At 64.6% G+C, this 20,896-nt stretch carries 13 protein-coding genes, 1 other RNA gene and 2 pseudogenes; 12 read left to right on the plus strand and 4 right to left on the minus strand.

All coding sequences use genetic code 11. The features are described 5' to 3' along the window. Positions 1-221 precede the first annotated feature (221 nt). The 3 genes from ACQK2M_RS09240 (at position 222) to ACQK2M_RS09250 (ending at position 7,363) form a co-directional block, all read left to right on the plus strand. Complete coding sequence (locus ACQK2M_RS09240; RefSeq protein WP_425417546.1) at positions 222-2,036, plus strand: chloride channel protein; 1,815 nt, start codon at positions 222-224, stop codon at positions 2,034-2,036. Between the two features lie 100 nt (positions 2,037-2,136). After that, positions 2,137-3,546: an FAD-binding oxidoreductase gene (locus tag ACQK2M_RS09245; RefSeq protein WP_425417547.1), complete on the plus strand. Its 1,410-nt coding sequence runs from the start codon at positions 2,137-2,139 to the stop codon at positions 3,544-3,546. A 112-nt stretch (positions 3,547-3,658) separates the two neighbouring features. Beyond that, the gene (locus tag ACQK2M_RS09250) at positions 3,659-7,363 is read left to right on the plus strand and encodes an AsmA family protein (protein WP_425420012.1); all 3,705 of its coding nucleotides are present in this window, start codon (positions 3,659-3,661) and stop codon (positions 7,361-7,363) included. Positions 7,364-7,457: 94 nt separating this feature from the next. Here ACQK2M_RS09250 and ACQK2M_RS09255 read toward each other — a convergent pair whose 3' ends face one another. Then, positions 7,458-8,231, minus strand: coding sequence for a DeoR/GlpR family DNA-binding transcription regulator (locus ACQK2M_RS09255; protein ID WP_425417548.1), 774 nt, complete (start codon positions 8,229-8,231; stop codon positions 7,458-7,460). A gap of 233 nt (positions 8,232-8,464) precedes the next feature. Between ACQK2M_RS09255 and ACQK2M_RS09260 the strand changes: the two genes are divergently transcribed. The 8 genes and pseudogenes from ACQK2M_RS09260 (at position 8,465) to ACQK2M_RS09295 (ending at position 19,222) form a co-directional block, all read left to right on the plus strand. After that, positions 8,465-9,439, plus strand: a complete 975-nt coding sequence (locus ACQK2M_RS09260; protein WP_223475645.1) for an ABC transporter substrate-binding protein — start codon at positions 8,465-8,467, stop codon at positions 9,437-9,439. A gap of 89 nt (positions 9,440-9,528) precedes the next feature. Continuing rightward, the gene (locus tag ACQK2M_RS09265; RefSeq protein WP_425417549.1) at positions 9,529-10,548 is read left to right on the plus strand and encodes a quaternary amine ABC transporter ATP-binding protein; all 1,020 of its coding nucleotides are present in this window, start codon (positions 9,529-9,531) and stop codon (positions 10,546-10,548) included. Between the two features lie 483 nt (positions 10,549-11,031). After that, positions 11,032-11,526: pseudogene (locus tag ACQK2M_RS09270) on the plus strand (ABC transporter permease); the annotation flags it as partial. A 519-nt stretch (positions 11,527-12,045) separates the two neighbouring features. Next, positions 12,046-12,576, plus strand: a pseudogene (locus ACQK2M_RS09275) (ABC transporter permease); the annotation flags it as partial. Further along, positions 12,573-13,460: a phosphotransferase gene (locus tag ACQK2M_RS09280; RefSeq protein ID WP_425417551.1), complete on the plus strand. Its 888-nt coding sequence runs from the start codon at positions 12,573-12,575 to the stop codon at positions 13,458-13,460. The pseudogene ACQK2M_RS09275 and the gene ACQK2M_RS09280, both read left to right, overlap by 4 nt. Beyond that, the gene (locus ACQK2M_RS09285; RefSeq protein ID WP_425417552.1) at positions 13,457-15,898 is read left to right on the plus strand and encodes a GcvT family protein; all 2,442 of its coding nucleotides are present in this window, start codon (positions 13,457-13,459) and stop codon (positions 15,896-15,898) included. The genes ACQK2M_RS09280 and ACQK2M_RS09285 overlap by 4 nt, the downstream gene beginning before the upstream one ends. 4 nt (positions 15,899-15,902) lie before the next feature. After that, positions 15,903-18,323: a GcvT family protein gene (locus ACQK2M_RS09290; RefSeq protein ID WP_425417553.1), complete on the plus strand. Its 2,421-nt coding sequence runs from the start codon at positions 15,903-15,905 to the stop codon at positions 18,321-18,323. Beyond that, complete coding sequence (locus tag ACQK2M_RS09295) at positions 18,320-19,222, plus strand: phosphotransferase (protein ID WP_425417554.1); 903 nt, start codon at positions 18,320-18,322, stop codon at positions 19,220-19,222. The genes ACQK2M_RS09290 and ACQK2M_RS09295 overlap by 4 nt, the downstream gene beginning before the upstream one ends. Here the strand turns inward: ACQK2M_RS09295 and ACQK2M_RS09300 are convergent. From ACQK2M_RS09300 to ssrA, 3 genes are all read right to left on the minus strand, one after another. Then, positions 19,212-19,436: a ribbon-helix-helix domain-containing protein gene (locus tag ACQK2M_RS09300; protein WP_223475638.1), complete on the minus strand. Its 225-nt coding sequence runs from the start codon at positions 19,434-19,436 to the stop codon at positions 19,212-19,214. The genes ACQK2M_RS09295 and ACQK2M_RS09300 overlap by 11 nt on opposite strands. Before the next feature lie 15 nt (positions 19,437-19,451). Beyond that, positions 19,452-19,973, minus strand: a complete 522-nt coding sequence (locus tag ACQK2M_RS09305) for an SspB family protein (protein WP_425417555.1) — start codon at positions 19,971-19,973, stop codon at positions 19,452-19,454. 106 nt (positions 19,974-20,079) lie between these two features. After that, positions 20,080-20,436: a transfer-messenger RNA gene (ssrA, locus tag ACQK2M_RS09310) on the minus strand. A gap of 119 nt (positions 20,437-20,555) precedes the next feature. On the opposite strand from ssrA, the gene ACQK2M_RS09315 reads away from it, so the two are divergent. Further along, positions 20,556-20,867 (plus strand): DUF2853 family protein, encoded by a 312-nt coding sequence (locus ACQK2M_RS09315; protein ID WP_223475636.1) that lies wholly within the window; start codon positions 20,556-20,558, stop codon positions 20,865-20,867. Positions 20,868-20,896: the final 29 nt, after the last annotated feature.

Below are 20,896 nucleotides of genomic sequence, written 5' to 3' on the forward strand. Positions count from 1 at the left end.
GGCGCCATAGTAGAGCGCTTCACGGCGGGAATGAAGCGGTCGCCTTGGGCGATCCGCAGGCGATATGCCCGCCGTGCCTTGATTTTCGCTGCCGCGCGGTTCAGGAGAGGGCTTTCCATGGGCTCCGCTGGCGCATTTCTGCCGATTTCAGCGTTTCGCGCAGACGGTCCTTTCCCTTTCGACCGCTTTCGGCCGTAACAAGAAACGAAGAAAACGGCACCATGCCCCTGTTAGACCGTCTGCAACTCAGCACGACCTCCACCGATCTGCCTCCCCATGAATCGCGGATCGTCTCCCTGCCGCTCCTTTGCATGATCGCCTTTGCGATCGGCCTGGTCGCAGCGGCGGGTGCGGTGGTCTTCCGAATTCTGATCTCGGTCGTTCACAACCTCTTCTTCTACGGGCGTTTTTCGACGGTCTATGACGCCAATCTGTTCGATGCGCCGAGCCCGTTCGGGCCCGCGATCATCCTCGCGCCGGTTATCGGCGGGCTGATCGTCGTCTGGCTGGTGAAGACATTTGCGCCCGAAGCAAAGGGGCACGGTGTTCCCGAAGTAATGTTTGCGATCTACCACGCCAAGGGCAATGTGCGCGGCGTGGTGGCCATCGTGAAGTCGCTCGCCTCGGCCATCTCCATCGGCAGCGGCGCATCGGTCGGCCGCGAGGGACCGATCATCCAGATCGGCGCGTCATTCGGTTCGACCGTGGCGCGCATGCTCAGACTGGCGCGATGGGAGAAGATCACCCTTCTTTCGGCCGGCGCGGGAGCCGGTATCGCCGCGACGTTCAACACGCCTCTCGGCGGCGTGCTTTTCGCGGTCGAGATGCTGCTGCCCGAAGTCTCGACGCGGACCTTCCTGCCGGTCGTGGTGGCGACCGCGACAGCCACCTATGCCGGGCGGATCGCCTTCGGTCTCGACCCGGCCTTCATCGTGCCGCTGGCGAATCTCGAAGTGCACCAGGCCGTGGATTTCGTCCAGCTGATCGCATTCGCCGTGCTTGGCGCGCTCGCCGGCATCGCTTCCTGGGCGTTCATCCGATCGCTTGCCTGGTGCGAGGACACGTTCCCGAAGCTGCCCGGCAACGAATACACCCAGAACATCATCGGCATGCTGATGATCGGCGTTCTCGGATACGGCTTCTTCCTGGTCACCGGCCAGTATCACACCTATGGCGTCGGTTACGCGACGATCCAGGATATCCTGAACGACCAGCCCTACACGCTGGCGCTGCTGCTGCTTCTGTTGGCGGCGAAGATCTTCGCAACCTCGATCAGCCTCGGCGCGGGTGCTTCGGGCGGTGTGTTCTCGCCGTCGCTGTTCATCGGCGCGGCGCTCGGCGGCGCCGTCGGGGTCATCGGGATGACCCTTTTCCCGGATCGCGGCTTTGCGCCGGCGGAATTCGCGCTGGTGGGTATGGGCGCGCTGGTCGGCGGCGCGACGGGCGCGTCGATGACCGCCATCGTGATGATCTTCGAGATGACGCGGGACTACAATGTCATCGTGCCGCTGGTTCTGGCGGTCGGGATCGCGCTCGGGGTGCGGCGCTGGCTGATCGCCGACAACATCTACACGATCAAGCTGCGCCATCGCGGCCGGCCGATCCCGCAAATCCGGCACACGAACATGTATCTCGTGCGCCAGGCAAAGGAATTGATGGCGACGAATTTCATCGTTCTGCCGATCGACATGACCGTGTCGGACGCGCTCAAGGCGCTGCCCGCGGAGATGGATGGACCGATCCACGTGATCGTCGAGGACGAGGGGCGTATTGCCGGTTTCGTCCGGTTCGGCACGATCCCCTACATGGCGGACCGGCGGGCGCATCAGACCCTGCGCGAGATCATGTCGAGCGACTATGTGATCGCGTCGCAGACCCATATCCTGAACTCGGTGATCACCCGCATGAACCAGCGAAACCGGTCCTATGCGATCGTGGTCGCGGGGCCGGGTGTGGTGCCGCGCACCGAAAACATCGTCGGCGTGATCGACACATCGGAAATCGCCGAGGCGGTGATCTCGAACCACTATGCGTGACGGCGCCATTGCGCGCATCGCAGGGCGGACCTAGAAACATTCTCCGCGCAACCATGCCCCGTGACGGGCGACGCGGCATATCGACTGTCGGGAGGAAGACGTGGCCCTCAATGATATCAAGCCGGCCGAACGCAACGAAAGCGGCATCGCCCTTGCGCTCGACATATTGAAGCAGCGTTTCGGCGAGCGGTTTTCGGCAGGCGAGGCGCTGCGCCGTCAGCACTCGCACACCACCACCTATATTCCCTCGCAATTGCCGGATGGCGTGGTCTTCGTCGATAACGCGGAGGAGGCGCAGGCCATTGTGGAAGTCTGCGCGCAGCACAAGGTGCCGATCGTGCCGTTTGGAACCGGTACGTCGCTGGAAGGCCACGTGAACGCGCCGGCGGGCGGCATCTCCATCGATTTCAGCCGGATGAACAGGGTGATCCAGGTGAATGCCGAGGATCTGGATTGTGTGGTGGAACCGGGCATCACGCGCAAGCAGCTGAACGATTATCTGCGCGACACGGGCCTGTTCTTCCCCATCGACCCCGGTGCCGACGCCAGCATTGGCGGGATGGCGGCGACACGCGCCTCCGGAACCAATGCGGTGCGCTACGGGACGATGCGCGAGAACGTCATGGCGATGGATGTCATCATGCCGAACGGCCGCAAGATCACCACGGCGAAGCGCGCCAAGAAGAGCTCGGCCGGCTACGACCTGACCCGGCTGATGGTGGGATCCGAGGGTACGCTCGGCGTCATCACCTCGCTGACGCTGCGCCTGCAGGGCATTCCGCAGGCGATCTCGTCGGGTGTCTGCCCGTTCCCGACGCTGGACGCGGCGACGCATGCCGTGATCATGACGATCCAGATGGGCCTGCCGGTCGCGCGGATCGAACTGGTGAACGAATTGCAGATGAAGGCGATGGTCGACTATTCGAAGCTGGATCTACCGGTTTCGCCTTGCCTCTTCGTCGAGTTCCACGGCACCGATGCGGGCGTGAAGGAACAGGCGGAGACGTTCGGCGAGATCGCCGAGGAGCTCGGCAGTTCCGGTTTCATCTGGTCGACGCGCGAGGAGGAACGCGCGCGGCTCTGGCAGGCGCGACATGACGCCTACTGGTCGTGCCTGCAACTGCGCCCCGGCGCCAAGGCGGTGGCGACCGATGTTTGCGTGCCGATCTCGCGGCTTGCCGACTGCATCTCCGAGACCGAGGCCGATATCGAGGAAGCCGGGCTGATCGCGCCGATCGTCGGTCATGCGGGCGACGGCAATTTCCACGTCTCGGTGCTGGTCGACGACACCGATCCGAAGGAAATCGAGGCGCTGGAGAAATTCGTCGAGCGGCTGAACATCAGGGCGCTGTCGATGGGTGGAACCTGCACGGGCGAGCACGGAATCGGCCAGGGAAAGATGAAGTTCCTGGAACTTGAACTGGGCGGCGCACTGGACGTGATGCGGTCGATCAAGCGTGCGCTCGATCCCGATAACATCATGAATCCGGGGAAGATTGTCACGTTGTAGGGTTGCGGGCTTCGTAACCCTTGATCTTGACGCCGAGTGGCGCATCATGCGCAAGGGCAGTCACCGGCCGTGCCCGGCCGGGTGATGCGGCTCGGCCCCAGGGAGCAGGCAACTGGCGCGGCTTTTAGTCATATTGGGTAGTCTTCTGGTTCTGGCGCTGATCGCGGCGCTGGTGGGGCCGTATTTTATCGACTGGGACGCCTATCGCGCCGATTTCGAAAAGGAAGCGACGCGCATTCTCGGCCAGAAGGTGACCGTGTCCGGCGAGGCGAAGGCGCGCCTGCTGCCATTTCCCTCCGTCACATTCGAGGATGTGCGCGTCGGCGATCCGGAAAAGCCGCTCGCCACGGCCGACCGTTTCTCCATGGATGCCGAACTGGCGCCGTTCCTGAGCGGCGAACTGCTGATCTTCGACATGCGGCTGGTCAATCCGGTGGTCGAGATGTCCATCGACGAGCGCGGGCTGCCGGACTGGGCACTGCCATCGACCGGGCCGGTGAGCCCGACGCGCGTCGTGCTCGAGAATGCCTCGATCATCAACGGGTCTATCACGCTGCGCGACGAGATCGACGGGCGCGACTGGGCGATGGACGGCATCAACGCGTCTGTCTCGGCCGACAGCCTGCTCGGGCCTTACCGGCTCGACGGCAGCGGATGGATGAAGACCACGCCGTTGGCCTTCCGGGTCACCACCGGCGGGTTGTCACGCGAAGGCTTTTCGCTGCGCACGGTGCTGGAGATGGAGCGCCAGGGCATCGAATTGTCGGTCGACGGGCGTGTCGCGGAACCGGAAATCGCCTCGGCCGCGCCCTATAACGGAACCTTCGTGGTGAGGCCGCTCTCGGGCGGTTCCGAGAAGCGCTACGAGGTGGAGGGCAAATTCGCCGCCTCGCCGCGCGGCGTCGAGGTGGAGGAATATCGCGGCGAGTTCGGACCGGTCGCCGATCCCTATGTGATCACCGGCGCGGCCGGGATCACGGGCGGCGCGAACCCGCGCTACCATGTCGAGGTGACGGGCAACCAGGTCACGCTTCCGGATACGGCGGCAGCCGAAGAGGAGAGCGCGGCCGGCCTGACCTTTGCCGAGCGGCTGGCGCGTATCGAATCGATCGTCGCCGCGCTGCCTTTTCCGCCGGTTCCGGGCAGCCTCGATGTCGACCTGCCGGCGATCATCGCGGGCGGCACGACGATCCGCGACATCAAGCTCGTGGCCTCGCCGGACGACACCGAGGAAGGGGATGGCCGGCGGCGGTGGAAGGTCACCGGATTCGAGGCGCAATTGCCCGGGCGCACGACGGTCGAGGCCGATGGGGTCCTTCAATTGCCGGACGCCGACAATGACGAGGAGGCGGCGCGTTTCGCGGGATCGCTGGTCGTCGCGTCGCGCCAGCCTTCCGGCCTCGCGACATGGCTGACCGGGGCCGCCGACGAGGCGATCCGGCGGTTGCCCACTGCGGGCTTCGCCGCCGATGTCTCCTTCGAGCCCAACCGCCAGACGGTGGACAATCTCGAGGTGATCCTCGGACCGGCGCGGCTCGGCGGGCGGCTCGAACGCATCTCGGACCCGTCGCGGCGGGCGACGCTGGACCTCTCGCTGCGGGGCGAGGAGCTGGACTTCGATGCGCTGGAAGCCCTGTCGGCGATGTTCGTCGGCGGCGACGGCGCGGCGCGCTATGCCGACCATGACCTCGACATCTCGCTCAACCTCGTCGCCCCGGACATTCGCGGCATCAAGCTGGACACGCTCGACGCGTCGATCCGGTCGCGCGATTTGAAGACGGAAATCGACCGCCTGTCCGTGACCGGGCTTTTCGGCGCGTCGATCTCCGCGACGGCGAGCCTCGACCGGCGCAACGAGGCGCTCGGATCGGGCGTCGATGCGACCATCGTCGCGCCGGACGGCAACCGGCTGATCGAGGGACTGGCCGAACGCTTCCCCGATGTCGAGGCACTCGCCCGGCTGCGCGAGATCGCGGCGGGCAACGCTCGCGCCTTTGCGGATACGCGGCTCGATATCGTCGGCACGGTGGCGCGACAGGCCTCGCTCGTCGGAGAGGCCAGCCTGTCCGTTTCGGGTTCGACCGGCGGCACCGAACTCTCGGTGACCAGCACGGCCAAGGGCGACATGCGCGATCCCGAAAAGGCTTCGGTTTTCCTCAACGCCTCGCTGGAAAACGAGGCGGCGGAGCGGTTGTTCGCGCAGGCCGGCCTGACGACCCATACGGTCGAGAGCCCCGGGCCGCTTGCCGTTTCGGCGCGGATCGACGGCAGCCTGTTCGACGGGATGAAATCGGCGTTCACGCTGACCAGCGGCGACATGGTGGCGGATCTCGACGGCGTTTTGACGACCGACATCCTGTCGAGCGGGTTCACGGGCCAGCTGCAAATCGAGGCGAACGACATCGAACCCTGGCTGCTGACGCTCGGCTATGCCTTTCCCGGAACCGGGCTCGGCACGACGGCGGACATTTCCGCCGCGATCTCGCAGCGCAGCGGCAAGACGGTGCTGCGCGAGATCGATGCGGTGCTCAATGCAAGCCGGATCACCGGCGACCTGACGTTATCCATGCCGGAAGAGATCCCCGTCGTGCGCGGCGACCTGGCGCTGGAATTCGTCGATGCCGGTCCGTTCTTCGCCATCATCACGGGCGATCCGGCCGCCGCGATCCGTGTCGCGGACCCGGAAGATGCGCTGGAGCGTGAATTCGGACCGCCGATCCTGCCGCGCCACGATATCGAGGTCGGGCTGGCCGCCGGCGAGGTGACCTTCCCGACAAGCGAGGCGACCGTGAAGGCCGTGTCCGGCACCTTCGTCTATCGCGACAACGAGATGGCCTTCAGGGACGTCACGGCCAGCTATGGCGGCGGCACGTTTGGCGGGCTGATCTCGCTGCGCAACGATGGCGGACTGACCTTGCTCAACGCGCAATTGACGGCGGGCGATCTGTCGGTTGCGCAACTCGCGCCAGCTGTTGGCCGGGTGATGGCCGGGACGACCGGCCTGGCGCTGCAACTGACCGGAACCGGCCGCAGCAATTCCGCGCTGCTCGACTCACTGACCGGCTCGGGCGTTCTGTCGACAGGGCAATTGACGGTCGGAGGGGTCAATGCGGACGGTTTCGCGGACCTGATCGCGGAGGCCGACATCGTCGGCTACGACATGACCGTAGAGCAGATGCGCGGGGTTGCCCGCGAAACACTCCTGACCGGCGAAACGGTGCTGCCGCCGGCCGATTATGCGGTCTCGGTTTCGGGCGGTGAAATCCGCCTGTCGAATGCGAGCGCGCGGGTCGGAGATTTCTCCGTCAACCTCAACGCCGCGATGGATCTCGTCGCCGGCACGATCGCGGGCGACGCGCGGCTGAGCTTCGATCCCGGAGAAGAGGCGGCCGCCGGTCCGCAACCGGAAATCGCGCTGGCTTTCTCGTCGGCGGAGGAGGGCGGCTTCGACGTCACGCGCGATTTCGACCCGCTGACGGGCTATCTGACGCAACGCGCGCTGGAGCGCGAGCAGGCGCGGGTCGAGGCGCTGCAGGCGCGGCTGCTGGAAAAGCAGAGGCTTCGGCGCGAGGTCCTGCTGCTCGATTATCTCGCGAAGCTGCGGGAGGAAAAGGCAAAAGAGGCGGCGGAGGACGGGCAGGACGACGCACGCATGCATCCCGTCGATGCGGGCGAACCGCTGCGTGTCGTGCTCGATCCGGCCACCATGCGCACGCAGGCGGCCGAGGAGGCTGCGAGACGGCTCGCTCGGGGCGGCTTCACGCGATCAAGCGCGCGGCGTAACAGCGGCTCATCCGAACTCGGCGCAAGCAACTAGTGCATTTCAAGTTGCGACAGACCCATCATACGGGGCCTCTTGCCTTTGGTTCGAATGCGTATCGTGAGGCTGAGGTTTCGATCCAAATCTGACTTCAGCTCTTCTGGCTGGAGCCGCCGGCGACCGTGAGGGTCGTGCCGGCGGCTTCGAGCGCGTCGGCGATATCTTCCGGCGGATCGCGGTCGGTGATCAGTTCGCTGACCGCGTCGAACTTGCAGACGGAAACGAGGCCCCTGCGGCCGAATTTGGAGCCGTCGGAGACGACGACCTTGCGCTCGCCGCAGGCCAGAACGCGCCGTGCGAATTCGGATTCCTCCAGATCGAAATCCATCACGCCGCCGGCGTCGAGCGCGCCTGCGGAGATGACCGCGTGGGCCACCGTGAAGCGGGTGATGAAGTCGATGGCGGAATTGCCGAAGGCGGCGCCGGAATCGCTGCGCAACTCGCCGCCCGCCATGTAGACGCGATTGCCGTTTACCGTCGCCAGAGTGCGGGCGATGTCCGAAGAATTGGTGACCACGGTGAGGCGGCGGTGGCCGGTCAGTTCGCGGGCGACGAAGCTCGTCGTCGTGCCGGTGTCGAGCATGACGGATTCGCCATTGTGGATGGTCGAGGCGAGATGGCGGGCGATCGTTTGCTTGGCGACGGCGTTTTCGCGCATGCGGCGCTCGAAGGGGGCCTCGCCGATCTGGCCGGCAAGGCCGACCGCGCCATGGATCTTGAGGACGGAGCCGTTTTCGGTCAGCGGCTTGACGTCGCGGCGGACAGTTTCGAGCGAGACGTCGAGACGCGCCGCGAGGGAGGAGATCGTGACCGTTCCCTCCTCGTTGAGGATGCGCAGGATTTGCTGGTGGCGCTTGGAAAGCATGGCTTTCAACTCCGATTCCTGCCCACGGCTTGGGCATGTCTCGCCGATTTTACAGGCATTTCCACAAAACCGGGCATAAAAATCACAAAATACCACACAACGCGATTGACAGAACCCGAAATCTCACGCGTAATTTTGATCAGGACTAGGGTGTGCTGCAATCGCCGACATCGTTCGGCCTGCCAATTGCGATCATCACGGGTCCCGGAAACAGGGTGAACAGGGAGCTCGACATGAAAGCAACTCAACGCAAGACGAAGACGGTACTGGCCGGCCTCGCGGTCTCGGCCTTTGCGCTGACGGCGGCGGCTTTTCCCGCATCGGCGCAGGAATCCTCCGATCCGATCAAGCTGACGCTGCATGACTGGACAGGCCAGCTGATCACGACCCAGCTGATGGGCGAGGTGCTGCAGAAGGCCGGCTACAATGTCGAATATGTCCAGGCCGACTACCTGGCCCAGTTCGCGGGACTGGAAACCGGCGACCTGCATGTCGCCATGGAAATGTGGGAAACCACCGGTCGCGAGGCGATGGACGCCGCGACGGCTACCGGCAAGGTCGAGAATTTCGGCCCGACCGGCATGAAGGCCAAGGAAGAGTGGTGGTACCCGATCTACATGAAGGAAAAATGCCCCGGTCTTCCCAACTGGGAAGCGCTGAAGACCGAGGAATGCGCGGAAGCCTTCTCGACGGCCGAAACCGCGCCGAAGGGCCGTTATCTCGGCGGTCCGGTGACCTGGGGCGGCTTTGACGACGAGCGCGTCGAAGCGCTGGACCTGCCTTTCGAGGTGATCCATGCAGGCACCGACGCCGCGCTGTTCGCGGAACTGGAAAGCGCCTATCAGCGCGAGGCTCCGGTGCTGCTCTGGGTCTATGCGCCGCACTGGGCTCCGGCGAAGTACGAAGGCGAGTGGGTGGAGTTTCCCGAATACACCGCCGATTGCTACAACGACCCGGCCTGGGGCTCCAATCCCGACATGGCCTATGACTGCGGCAAGCCGTTCGGCGAGATCTGGAAGGTCGGCTGGGCCGGCGTGAAGGACAAATGGCCCGGCGCCTATGAAGCGATCAAGGCGTTCACGATCGACAATGACGAGATGGGCGCGATGATTACCGACGTCGATCTCGACGGCGAGTCCATCGACGATGTCGTCGACAGCTGGATGGCGGACAACGAAGACCGCTGGAAAGGCTGGATCGGCCAGTAAGGGCCCGTATCCGACCGCACACCGAAGGCCGCCGCCCGAAAGGGCGGTGGCTTCTCATCCGCAATTCCTTCGATCTGCCGAGGCCTTGAATGTCGCCGCCGGAAGCCAAACTGGTATGCCGCAATATCTGGAAACTTTTCGGGCAGGGCGCCCATGAGTTCCTGGAAAAAACCGGCGGCAACCCGACGCTGGAACAAATCTCCACCGAGGGGCTGGTCAGCGCGGCGCGCAATGTCAGCCTGAGCGTCAACGAGGGCGAAATCTTCGTCATCATGGGGCTTTCGGGTTCCGGCAAGTCGACGCTGGTGCGCTGTCTCTCTCGCCTCGTCGAGCCAACCGCCGGGGAAATCCTCTTTCACGGCGAGAACCTGCTGGCGGCCGACGAAAAGCGGATGATCGAAATCCGCCGCCACAAGATGGGCATGGTGTTCCAGCACTTCGCGCTGCTGCCGCACATGACGGTGCTCGCCAATGTCGCCTTCCCGCTGGAAGTGCAGGGGGTCGACCGCGCGACGCGCGAGGACCGCGCCCGAAAGATGATTTCGCTGGTCGGGCTGACCGGCCGCGAGGATTCCTATCCGCGGCAATTGTCCGGCGGCCAGCAACAGCGCGTCGGTATCGCCCGTTCGCTCGCCGTCGAGCCGGAACTGTGGTTCCTGGACGAGCCGTTCTCGGCGCTCGACCCGCTGATCCGCCGCGAGATGCAGGACGAATTCATCCGCCTGCAATCGGTGCTCAGGAAGACCATTGTTTTCATTACGCATGATTTCGACGAGGCGATCCGGCTGGCGGACCGGATCGCGATCATGAAGGACGGCGAGATCGTCCAGGCCGGAACGCCCGAGGATATCGTGCTCAACCCGGCGACCGAGTATGTCGAGGAGTTCACCCGCGCCGTGCCGCGGGCCAAGGTGGTGCGCGCCGGATCCGTCATGACCCAGGACGATGGCGATGCGCCCGAGGCCGCGGTTTCCGCCCGAGCGACGATCGCCGAGGCGGCGCCCCTTTTCCTCCAAGGGGCGGACCGGCTGCGGGTGACCGGCGAGAGCGGAGAAACGATCGGCGTCCTGCGGCGCGACGACGTTATCGAGCTGATGATGCGGGGCTGACCGATGGCGGATGTGGCGGCAACCCAGTCGGGCAGCGTGACGACCACAACGGCGTGGCGAGGCCTCGTCGTGTTCGTGCTGGCGCTCGCCGCCTTCATCGCCTTCTGGAAGTTCGGCGAGGATATCGCGCCCTGGGCGTTCGAGTATCCCAAGAAGCAGATTATCCCGGCGGCGCGCTGGATCAGCGATTTTACCAAGTGGCTGCTCAATGACGCGACATTCGGCCTGTTCACCTTCACAGACCTGACGCGCTTCATCGCGGCGGTCATCGACTTCCCCTACAAGGTGGCGCTGAGCCTTCTTGCCTCGGGCCTGATGAGCGGACCGGGCTCCAGCGCCGTGCAGCTGCTGCCGCCGATTTCGTGGATCGCGGTGACGGCGATCGTGACGCTGATGGGGCTTTATGCGGGCGGACGCCGGCTCGCGCTGATCGTCGCGCTGTGCTTCCTGTTCATCGCCGTGTTCGGACAGTGGACGAGCGCGATGGTGACGCTCGCCTCGATCCTCGTCGCGGTGCCGCTCGGCGTCGTCGGCGGATTGCTGCTCGGCATCGCCGCCTATCGCTGGCGCTGGCTGGAGCGCGCGCTGCTGCCGATCCTCGACCTGATGCAGACGATCCCGGTCTTCGCCTATCTCGTGCCGATCCTGTTCCTGTTCGGCTTCGGCGCGACGGCGGCGGTGGTCGCGACGCTGATCTATGCCATGCCGCCGATGACGCGCGTGACCATGCTGGCGCTGCGCCAGGTGCCTTCCGAGGTGCGCGATCTCGGCAACATGATCGGATGCACGCGCCGCCAGATGACATGGCGGGTGCTGGTGCCGACTGCCAAGGAAAGCCTGATGGTGGGCGTCAACCAGGTGATCATGCTGTCGCTGAACATGGTGATCATCGCCTCGATGATCGGCGCGGGCGGGCTCGGCTATGACGTGCTGGCGGCGTTGCGGCGGCTGGATTTCGGCGCGGGACTGGAGGCGGGGCTGGCCATCGTGGCGCTGGCGATCGCGCTCGACCGGCTGAGCCAGGCCTTTGCCAACCGCAATGCGGCGACCGATGAAACGCAGGCGCGCGGCTTCGTGGCGCGTCACCCCTATTTGCTGGCGGCGCTCGGTTTCGTGGTCCTTACGGGCGTCGCCGGCCTTTTTGTTCCCGCGATCCAGGCCTATCCGGAAGCGCTGCAGGTTTCGACCGGGACCTTCTGGTCGCGCGTCGTGGAATGGATCAACGTCAATTTCTTCGACACGCTGGAAGCGATCAAGAACACGCTGCTGATCCAGTTGCTGGTGCCGTTCAAGCGGTTCCTCTTAAGCCTGCCCTGGGCCGGCGTCGTGGCGCTGCTGGCGTTTGCCGGCTTCCTGTTGCGCGGGCCGAAGCTGGCGCTTCTCGTCGCTGCGCTCGCCGCGCTGATCGCCGCGACCGGCCAGTGGGAAAAGGCGATGATCACGGTCTATCTGTGCGGGATTTCCGTGATGTTTGCCGGGCTGATCGGCATTCCGGTCGGGATCCTCTCCGCCGAGCGGGACCGGTTGTGGCGCTGGGTGAAGCTTGCGATCGACACGCTGCAGACGCTGCCGTCCTTCGTCTACCTGATGCCGGCGGTGATGCTGTTTCGCGTCGGCGACTTCACGGCGATGATCGCGGTCGTCGCCTATGCGGTAGCGCCGGCGATCCGCTACACGGTGCTCGGCATCAATCGGGTCGATCCGCGCCTCGTCGAGGCCGGCAAGGCGATGGGCTGCACCGAGTGGCAATTGCTGACGCGCATCAAGCTGAAGCTCGCTTTGCCGGAGATCATGCTGGGCGTGAACCAGACGATCATGTTCGCGCTCTCGATGCTTGTGATCACCGCGCTGGTCGGCACGCGCGATCTCGGACAGGAGGTCTATATCGCGCTGACCAAGGCCGATCCGGGACGCGGTCTCGTCGCGGGCCTGGCGGTTGCCTTCATCGCGATCATCGCGGACCGGCTGATCTCGGCGGGTGCGGCGCGGGCGCGGGCGCGGCTCGGGATTGCGGAGGAGCCTTCATGAGCGTGTCAGACCGCGTGGCCGCGCTGCCGTGCTGGACCGGCAGCGTCGAGATGGAGCCGCTGACGGGCGGATTGTCGAACGAGAGCTGGCTGGTGACGGATGGCGCGGGCCGGCATGTCGTGCGGTTCGGCAAGGATTACATCTTCCACCATGTCATCCGCGAGCGCGAGATTGCCTGTGCACGGGCGGCGCATGCCGCCGGTTTCGCGCCGAAGGTGGAATATGCCGCGCCGGGCGTGATGGTCTCGCAATTCCTCGACGCGCGGACATGGACGGAAGCCGACATGCGCGCGCAGCCCGAGCGGATCGCGCGGCTGCTGCATGATTTCCACACCAAGATGCCGGCCGAAATCACCGGACCGGGCTTCATGTTCTGGGCGTTCCACGTGATCCGCGACTATGCCCGCACGATCGAGGCGGGCGGCAGTGCGTTCACGCCGGAGCTTCCGGGATATCTGGAGCTGGCCGCCGAACTGGAAGCCGCGCAGGCGCCGCTGCCGATCGTCTTCGGACATAACGACCTGCTGCCGGGGAATTTCCTCGATGACGGCGAGAGGCTGTGGCTGATCGATTTCGAATATGCCGGCTTCTCGACGGCGATGTTCGATCTTGCCGGCGCGGCGTCCAACTCCAGCATGGACGAGGCCGCGGCCGCCGCGCTGCTCACGACCTATTTCGGCCACGCGCCGGACAGTGCGCTGATGCGCTCCTTCGACGCCATGCAATGCGCCTCGCTTCTGCGCGAGGCGATGTGGGCCATGGTGTCAGACCTTCATCTCAGCGCGCCCGGCGCAAACTACGCCGACTATGCGCGCGAAAATCTCGACCGGCTCTCCGCCGCGCTCGACCGCTATCGCTCCAAACACGGAAAGACCGGATCATGACGCTACCCCAGCACGCGCAGATCGTCGTCATTGGCGGCGGCATCATCGGCTGCTCCACCGCCTATCACCTGGCGAAAGACCACAAGGCCGAAGTCGTGCTGCTGGAGCAGGGGGCGCTGACCTCCGGCTCGACGTGGCATGCGGCGGGGCTCGTCGGCCAGTTGCGCTCGTCCGCCTCGATCACGCGGGTGCTGAAATATTCGGTCGACCTCTACAAGCGCCTCGATGCGGAGACGGGTCTCGCCACGGGCTGGAAGATGAGCGGCTGCCTGCGGCTCGCCACCAATGAGGACCGCTGGACGGAATACCGGCGGCTGGCGACGACGGCGCGCTCCTTCGACATGGAGATGCATTTGCTTTCGCCCGACGAGGTCAAGGCGATGTGGCCGCTGATGGACACGTCCGATCTCGTCGGCGCCAGCTGGCTGCCGACCGACGGGCAGGCGAGCCCGTCCGACATCACCCAGTCGCTCGCCAAGGGCGCGCGCATGCATGGCGCGAAGATCCACGAGAACGTCCGCGTGACGGGCTTCGGGATGGAGGGCGACCGGATCGTCTCCGTGAAGACGGACAAGGGCGAAATCGCCTGCGAGAAGGTGGTCAATTGCGCCGGTCAGTGGGCGCGGCAGGTCGGCGAGATGGCCGGCATCAATGTCCCGCTGCAGCCGGTGAAGCACCAATACATCATCACCGAGCCGATCCCGGGGCTTGCCACCGATGCACCGACGATCCGCGATCCCGACCGGCGCACCTATTTTAAGGAGGAAGTCGGCGGGCTGGTGATGGGCGGCTACGAACCGAACCCGCAGCCCTGGACGACCGGCGACGTGCCGAACGACTGGGAATTCCGGCTTTTCGACGACGATTTCGACCATTTCGAACAGCACATGGAACAGGCGATGGCCCGGATTCCGGCGCTGGCGGAAAGCGGCGTCAAGCAGATGATCAACGGCCCGGAGAGCTTCACGCCGGACGGCAATTTCATCCTCGGCACCGCGCCGGAATGCGCCAACTTGTATGTCGGCGCGGGCTTCAACGCCTTCGGCATCGCGGCGGGCGGCGGCGCGGGCTGGGTGCTCGCCGAATGGACGATGACCGACGAGGCGCCGCTCGATCTCTGGGTCGTGGACATCAGGCGGTTTTCGGAGATGCATCGCGACCGGCAGTGGGTCTGCGACCGGACGCTCGAAGCCTATGGAAAGCATTACGAAATCGGATTTCCGCATGCCGAATACGAGAGCGGCCGTCCGCGCATCGTTTCGCCGCTCTACGACCGCCTCAAGGGGTATCGCGCGGTGTTCGGTTCCAAGCTCGGCTGGGAACGGCCGAACTGGTTCGCGCCGGAGGGCATGGAGGCGGAAGACGTCTATTCGATGGGCCGGCAGAACTGGTTCGGCCCGGTCGGTGACGAACACGCGCATGTGCGCGAGCATGTCGGCATTTTCGACCAGTCGTCCTTCGCCAAATACGAACTCACCGGCCTGGACGCGCAAAAGGCGCTCGACTGGATCTGCGCCAACGACGTGTCGAAGCCGGTCGGCCGGCTGACCTACACGCAGTTGCTGAACAGCCGGGGCGGCATCGAGGCCGACCTGACCGTGGCGCGACTGGCCGAAGACAGGTTCTACATCGTCACCGGCACGGGCTTCCGCACCCATGATGCCGCCTGGATCGCCGACCATATTCCGGCCGATTGCGACGCGACGCTCACGGATATCACGGAGGAGTGGGGCACGCTGTCGCTGATGGGTCCTAAGGCGCGCGACGTGCTGGCCAAGGTTACCGATGCCGACGTGTCCCATGCGGCGTTTCCCTTCGCGCATGTGCACGAGATCGACATCGCCGGATACACGGTGCGGGCGCTTCGCGTGACCTATGTCGGTGAACTCGGCTGGGAACTGCACGTGCCGATCGGCGCGACCGGCGAGATATTCGACGCGCTGATGGCGGCCGGCGAAGCGGACAATATCCGGCCCATCGGCTACCGGGCGCTGGAAAGCCTGCGGCTGGAGAAGGGCTACCGCGCATGGTCGTCGGACATCACGCCGAACGATACGCCCTTCGAGGCGGGGCTCGGCTGGGCGGTGAAGCTGCGCAAGAACACGGATTTCATGGGCCGCAAGGCGCTGGAGGCGAAGGCCGGTCAGGCGCTGACGAAGCGGCTCGCCGGGTTCACGCTGGACGATCCGGACGTCGTACTGGTCGGGCGCGAGACAATCCTGCGCGACGGCGAGACGGTCGGCTACCTGACCTCGGGCGGCTACGGCTACACGATCGGCAAGAGCGTCGGCTACGGCTATGTGCGCAATGCCGACGGCGTCAGCGACGATTTCCTCGAATCCGGCTCCTACGAACTTGTGGTGGCCAATGAACGCTTCCCCGCGACCATCGGCATGGACCCGTTCTTCGATCCTTCAAACTCCCGTGTGAAAGCCTGACATCATGTCGTTCAATCCGGATCGCCATGCGCGCATCGTCATCATTGGCGGTGGCGCTATCGGCTGCTCGCTTGCCTATCATCTCGCCCGCGCCGGGGAAAAGGACGTGCTCGTCCTCGAAAAGGCGCAGATCACCCATGGCTGCACATGGCATGCGGCAGGACTTGTCGGGCAGTTGCGCGGCAAGAAATCGCTGACGCAGTTGATGCAGAATTCCGTTGCCGTGTTCGACCGGCTCGAAGCGGAGACCGGCCAGGCGACCGACTGGAAGAAGGTCGGATCGCTGCGATTGGCGTCGAGCCAGCCGCGCTGGAGCGAAATCCGGCGCTCGATGCAGCTCGCCAAGAGCTTCGGCTTCGAGTGCCACAGCCTGAGCGCGTCGGAAGCGCGCGACAAGTTTCCCTATGTCGATCCGGACGGCGTGGTGGGCGCGGCCTTCATACCGTCGGACGGCTATATCGATCCCTATGCGCTGACGCAGGCGATGGCATATGCCGCCCGGCAAAACGGCGCGCGCATCGAGGAGGGCGTGCAGGTCGAGGACATCGTGATCGAGAACCGGCGCGCGGTGGGCGTCGTCACCGATCATGGCACGATCGGCTGCGACGTGCTGGTGAATTGCGCCGGGCTGTGGGCAAAGCGGATCGGCGAGATGGCCGGCGTCGCGCTTGCCGCAGGCGTGGTGGAACACCAGTATTTCGTCACCGAAAAGGGTCTCGACCATGGCGACGACCTGCCGACGCTGCGCGATCCGGACAAGAATTTCTACCTGAAGCCGGATGTGGGCGGCGCGTTTGCGATCGGCGGCTGGGAGGACGGAACGCCCGGCTGCTGGGGCCAGCGCGCGCCGTTCGATTTCGGACGCCAACTGTTTCCCGCCAATATGGACCGGCTGGAACTGTTCGCGCTGCCGGCGGCCGAACGGCTTCCGGTGCTCAACGAGATTGGCATCCGCACGATCATCAACGGCCCCATTCCCGTTTCCGCCGATGGCGAGCCGATCATGGGGCTGGCGCCGGAACTCGACAATTTCTACGTCGCCTGCGGGTTCACCGCCGGTATCGCCGCATCCGGCGGGGCGGGCGAGGCCATGTGCAACTGGATCATGCATGGCGATCCCGGCCTCGACCTCTGGGCCTTCGATGTCCGCCGCTTCGGCGCGCCGCACGCCCAGGCGAAATATCTCGAGGAACGCGCCGTCGAGGCCTACGGCTCCTATTACAAGATCCACTGGCCGGGCGAGGAAAGCCACGCCGGCCGGGGGCTGCGGCGGTCAGCGCTGCATGCCAACCTTGCGGCTTCGGGCGCGCAGTTCGGCTCGAAATTCGGCTGGGAGCGGCCGAACTGGTTCGCGCTGCCTGGCACGACATCGACCGAAACGCCGAGTTTCGAAGGCAAGCCGGGCTGGTTCGATGCCGTCGGTGAGGAAGCCAAAGCGATCCGCGAGCGGGTGGCGCTGATCGACCAGTCGTCCTTCTCGAAATTCGAGATCACCGGAGCGGGCGCGCAGGCGGCGTTGAACGCCATCGCCGCCGGCGATCTTTCGGGCGAACCGGGAAAGGCCTTCTACACGCAGCTCTGCAACGAGACAGGCGGTGTCGAGGCGGATCTGACCTTCGTTCACGCCGGCCCGGAGCGGTTCCTGATGGTGACGGGCGCGGGTTTCGGCGTGCGCGACAGCGCCTGGGTGCGCCGCCATTTGCCCGACGGCGTCGCGATGCGCGACGTGACGAACGCCTATGCGGTGATCAACATTTGCGGGCCGAAGGCGCGGGACGTGCTGCAATCGGTCTGCGAAGACGATCTGTCGAACGAGGCCTTTCCGTTCCTCGCCGCGCGCGAGATCGAGATCGGGCTGGCGCGCGCGCTTGCGGTACGGGTCGGCTATGTCGGCGAACTGGGCTGGGAGCTTTATGTGCCGCAGGACTATGCGGCGCATGTCTACGAGGCGCTGAAGGCCGCCGGCGAGCCACACGGCATCGCCGATGCCGGTTACCGCGCCATCGAAAGCTGCCGGCTCGAGAAGGGGTATCTGTACTGGTCAGCCGACATCACGCCGGAGACCACGCCCTTCGAGGCGGGCCTCGGATTCGCCGTCGCGCTGGACAAAGGCGACTTCATCGGCAGGGAAGCGCTTGCCAAGGCGAAGCAAGCCGGTGTAACGCGACGCCTCGTAACATTCGCACTACAGGGTTTCGCACCGTTTCTCGGCGGCGAAACCGTGCTACTTGAGGGGAAGGCAGTCGGTTCGCTTTCGAGCGCCGGCTACGGTCATCACCTGGGCAAGACGATCGGCTTCGGCTATCTGCCCGTGGAACTGGCCGGCGAGGGGGCGTTTCAGATCGAAGCGTTCGGCAAGGCATATGAGGCGGTGCGCGGTCCACGCTGCCTCTATGATGCGAGAATGGAGCGTTTGAAGGCATGACGGCTGAAATCGACGAGGCGCGCACAATCATCGCTGGTATTCCGCTGCTCGCGGACGCCGGTGAACCCCAGCGTCTCGGCGGTTTGACCAATCTCGTCTATCGCGTCGGCGATTACTGCCTGCGCATTCCCGGCAAGGGCACCGAAGAATATATCGACCGCGGCAACGAGGCCGCCGCCGCGCGCGCCGCGGCGCTGGCCGGCGTCAGCCCCCGGATGCATTATTTCGATGAAAAGACCGGGGTCATGGTGACCCGTTTCGTCGAGGGCGCGGAGACCATGACGCCGGAAGGGTTCCAGACCCGCGACGGCGCGCCGGCGCGCGCTGGCGAGGTTTTTCGCGCGCTGCATCTCTCGACGGCGGTGTTTCCCTTCCGATTCGAACTGTTCTCGATGATCGACGAGTATCTCGGTATTCTCTCGACCAAGGACGTGGAGCTGCCGGACGGCTATCACGATGTCGTCCGCGAGGCGGAAGCGGTGCGCGAGGCGCTGGCCGTCAATCCGGCTCCGCTCGCGCCATGCCATTGCGACCCGCTGTGCGAGAACTTTCTCGACACCAATGACCGCATGTGGATCGTCGACTGGGAATATTCCGGCATGAACGATCCGATGTGGGATCTCGGCGACCTCTCGGTGGAGGGCGGCTTTTCCGACGTTCAGGACGAGGAAATGCTGGTTGCCTATTTCGAGGGCGAAGTGCCGCCGCGCGAACACGGCCGCATGGTGATCTACAAGGCGATGTGCGACCTGCTGTGGACGCTTTGGGGGCTGATCCAGCTTGCCAACAACAATCCGGCCGAGGATTTCCGCGCCTATGCCGACGGCCGCTTCGCGCGGTGCAAGGCGCTGATGGCGACGCCGGAATTCGCCAGACACCTCGCCGCCATCAACTCGTAAACCGTCCCTGAAGCGCCAGGTCGAGCGCATGGACGCGCAGGGCCGACGACAGGTTCGAATCGCGCGGCCTTTCCTCGTCGATTTCGGCGATGAGCGCCGCGAGCGAACGTCCGTCCTGTTCGGCGGCGCGCTTGAGCAGTGCCAGGAACTCCTCCTCGATCGAGAAGCTCGTGCGGTGTCCTGAAATGCTGACGGAGTGTTTGCGGACGGGCATGAAGCGCCCTTCGCGCTATTTGTTCTTCCTGAAGGAATCGAGCGAGACCACATCGGCGCCGCCCGCGGGCGTTGCCTCTTCCTGGTCGCCTTCGCCTTCCGCCGCAGGGGCTTCGGGCGTTATCTCCGCGACCTGATCCTCCGGATTGGCGGCCGGCAGGACGTCGATCGGCGCATCGGCATTCTCGACATCGAATTCGAGCTCGAAATTCACCGATGGATCGTAGAAGCCGCGAATGGCGGAATAGGGCACATGCAGCTTTTCCGGGACGTCGGAGAAGGACAGGCCGACGCTGAATGCCGTTTCGGTCACTTCAAGGTCCCAGAACTGGTGCTGGAGCACGATCGTCATCTGCTCGGGATACTGTTCGCGCATCCGGTTGGAGACTTTCACGCCCGGCGCGCTGGTGACGAAGGTGATGAAGAAGTGGTGATTCCCGGGCAAACCGGTCTTGCCGACTTCGGTCAGAACCTTGCGGATCACGCCACGCAGGGCATTCTGCACCAGAATGTCATAGCGGATCATGTCTTCGGTCATTGCTCGTCGTCCGGCCCTCGGGGAAGCGTGGAAGTCATGATGTGCTTTTTTCGCGGCGGCAGGTCAAGAGGCAGACGCCGCTGGAAAGCCGAGAGAAGGGTATGGAAGTGGAGGCTTCTGTTGCCAGGTGCCTCCGGACCCCGCCTAGAGGTGCTAGCCCCTAGGACTTAATTCGAAGCTGTCGAACCGCCATTAGGCAGCGAGACGTGCCTCAGCATAGTTGTCGTTTGCAACTACTAGATTGACCCGATAACGGTGGTATCATGCCGAACAAAAGAACGATCTTTACACCCTCGTCGATCCTGTTTCGCCCCCATCAAAAACGGTTCGCGCGAACCGCTTGTGGTGGAGGCGCCGGGTACCGCCCCCGGGTCCGAATGGCTTATTGCATCGCCAGTTTATTGTCATAGCCGGTTGCCCGGCACCCATGCATATAGCTGTTCCCGAAGCGATTTCAAAGGGTCGGCTTGACTTTACAGGACGCGTCGCGAACATGATCGCGCCGAAGTATCGCAAGGTCCGATCGGGGCGTTGGACCTTCGTTCGAAGTCAAACAGCGTGTGGCAGGGAAGGAAATACCGGATGAGCGAATATCTCGATGATGTCAGGCGCTATGACGCCGGGGCCGACGAGGAAAAGGTGTCCAGGATCGTCAAGCATCTCGGCATCGCCCTGCGCAGCCGCGATGCCTCTCTCGTCTCCTGTTCGGACCCGAGCGAACTCGCGCGGGTGCGCGAGAAATGGTGCGAAAAGAAACTGGGCGCCAGCAACGCGGCCGGCGCGGACGAGATCATCGCGAAGGTCTGCGAGGAAATGAGCGGCGACCGGAACAAAAACCGCGTCACCTTCTACTATCTTGTCGCAAAACACATGGGCAAGCTCAGCGATCTCTGAGCGCCGGCGGCAATATCTGCACGGGCTTT

The organism is Oricola indica, assembly GCF_965227485.1.
Taxonomy (GTDB): domain Bacteria; phylum Pseudomonadota; class Alphaproteobacteria; order Rhizobiales; family Rhizobiaceae; genus Oricola; species Oricola indica.

Bases quoted from the DNA above. Each gene is read 5' to 3' on its own strand.
- ACQK2M_RS09260 (WP_223475645.1), top strand. From the start codon at position 8,465: ATGAAAGCAACTCAACGCAAGACGAAGACGGTACTGGCCGGCCTCGCG.
- ACQK2M_RS09280 (WP_425417551.1), top strand. From the start codon at position 12,573: ATGAGCGTGTCAGACCGCGTGGCCGCGCTGCCGTGCTGGACCGGCAGC.
- ACQK2M_RS09265 (WP_425417549.1), top strand. From the start codon at position 9,529: ATGTCGCCGCCGGAAGCCAAACTGGTATGCCGCAATATCTGGAAACTT.
- ACQK2M_RS09290 (WP_425417553.1), top strand. From the start codon at position 15,903: ATGTCGTTCAATCCGGATCGCCATGCGCGCATCGTCATCATTGGCGGT.
- ACQK2M_RS09285 (WP_425417552.1), top strand. From the start codon at position 13,457: ATGACGCTACCCCAGCACGCGCAGATCGTCGTCATTGGCGGCGGCATC.
- ACQK2M_RS09315 (WP_223475636.1), top strand. From the start codon at position 20,556: ATGAGCGAATATCTCGATGATGTCAGGCGCTATGACGCCGGGGCCGAC.
- ACQK2M_RS09295 (WP_425417554.1), top strand. From the start codon at position 18,320: ATGACGGCTGAAATCGACGAGGCGCGCACAATCATCGCTGGTATTCCG.
- ACQK2M_RS09240 (WP_425417546.1), top strand. From the start codon at position 222: ATGCCCCTGTTAGACCGTCTGCAACTCAGCACGACCTCCACCGATCTG.
- ACQK2M_RS09255 (WP_425417548.1), bottom strand. From the start codon at position 8,231: ATGCTTTCCAAGCGCCACCAGCAAATCCTGCGCATCCTCAACGAGGAG.
- ACQK2M_RS09300 (WP_223475638.1), bottom strand. From the start codon at position 19,436: ATGCCCGTCCGCAAACACTCCGTCAGCATTTCAGGACACCGCACGAGC.
- ACQK2M_RS09305 (WP_425417555.1), bottom strand. From the start codon at position 19,973: ATGACCGAAGACATGATCCGCTATGACATTCTGGTGCAGAATGCCCTG.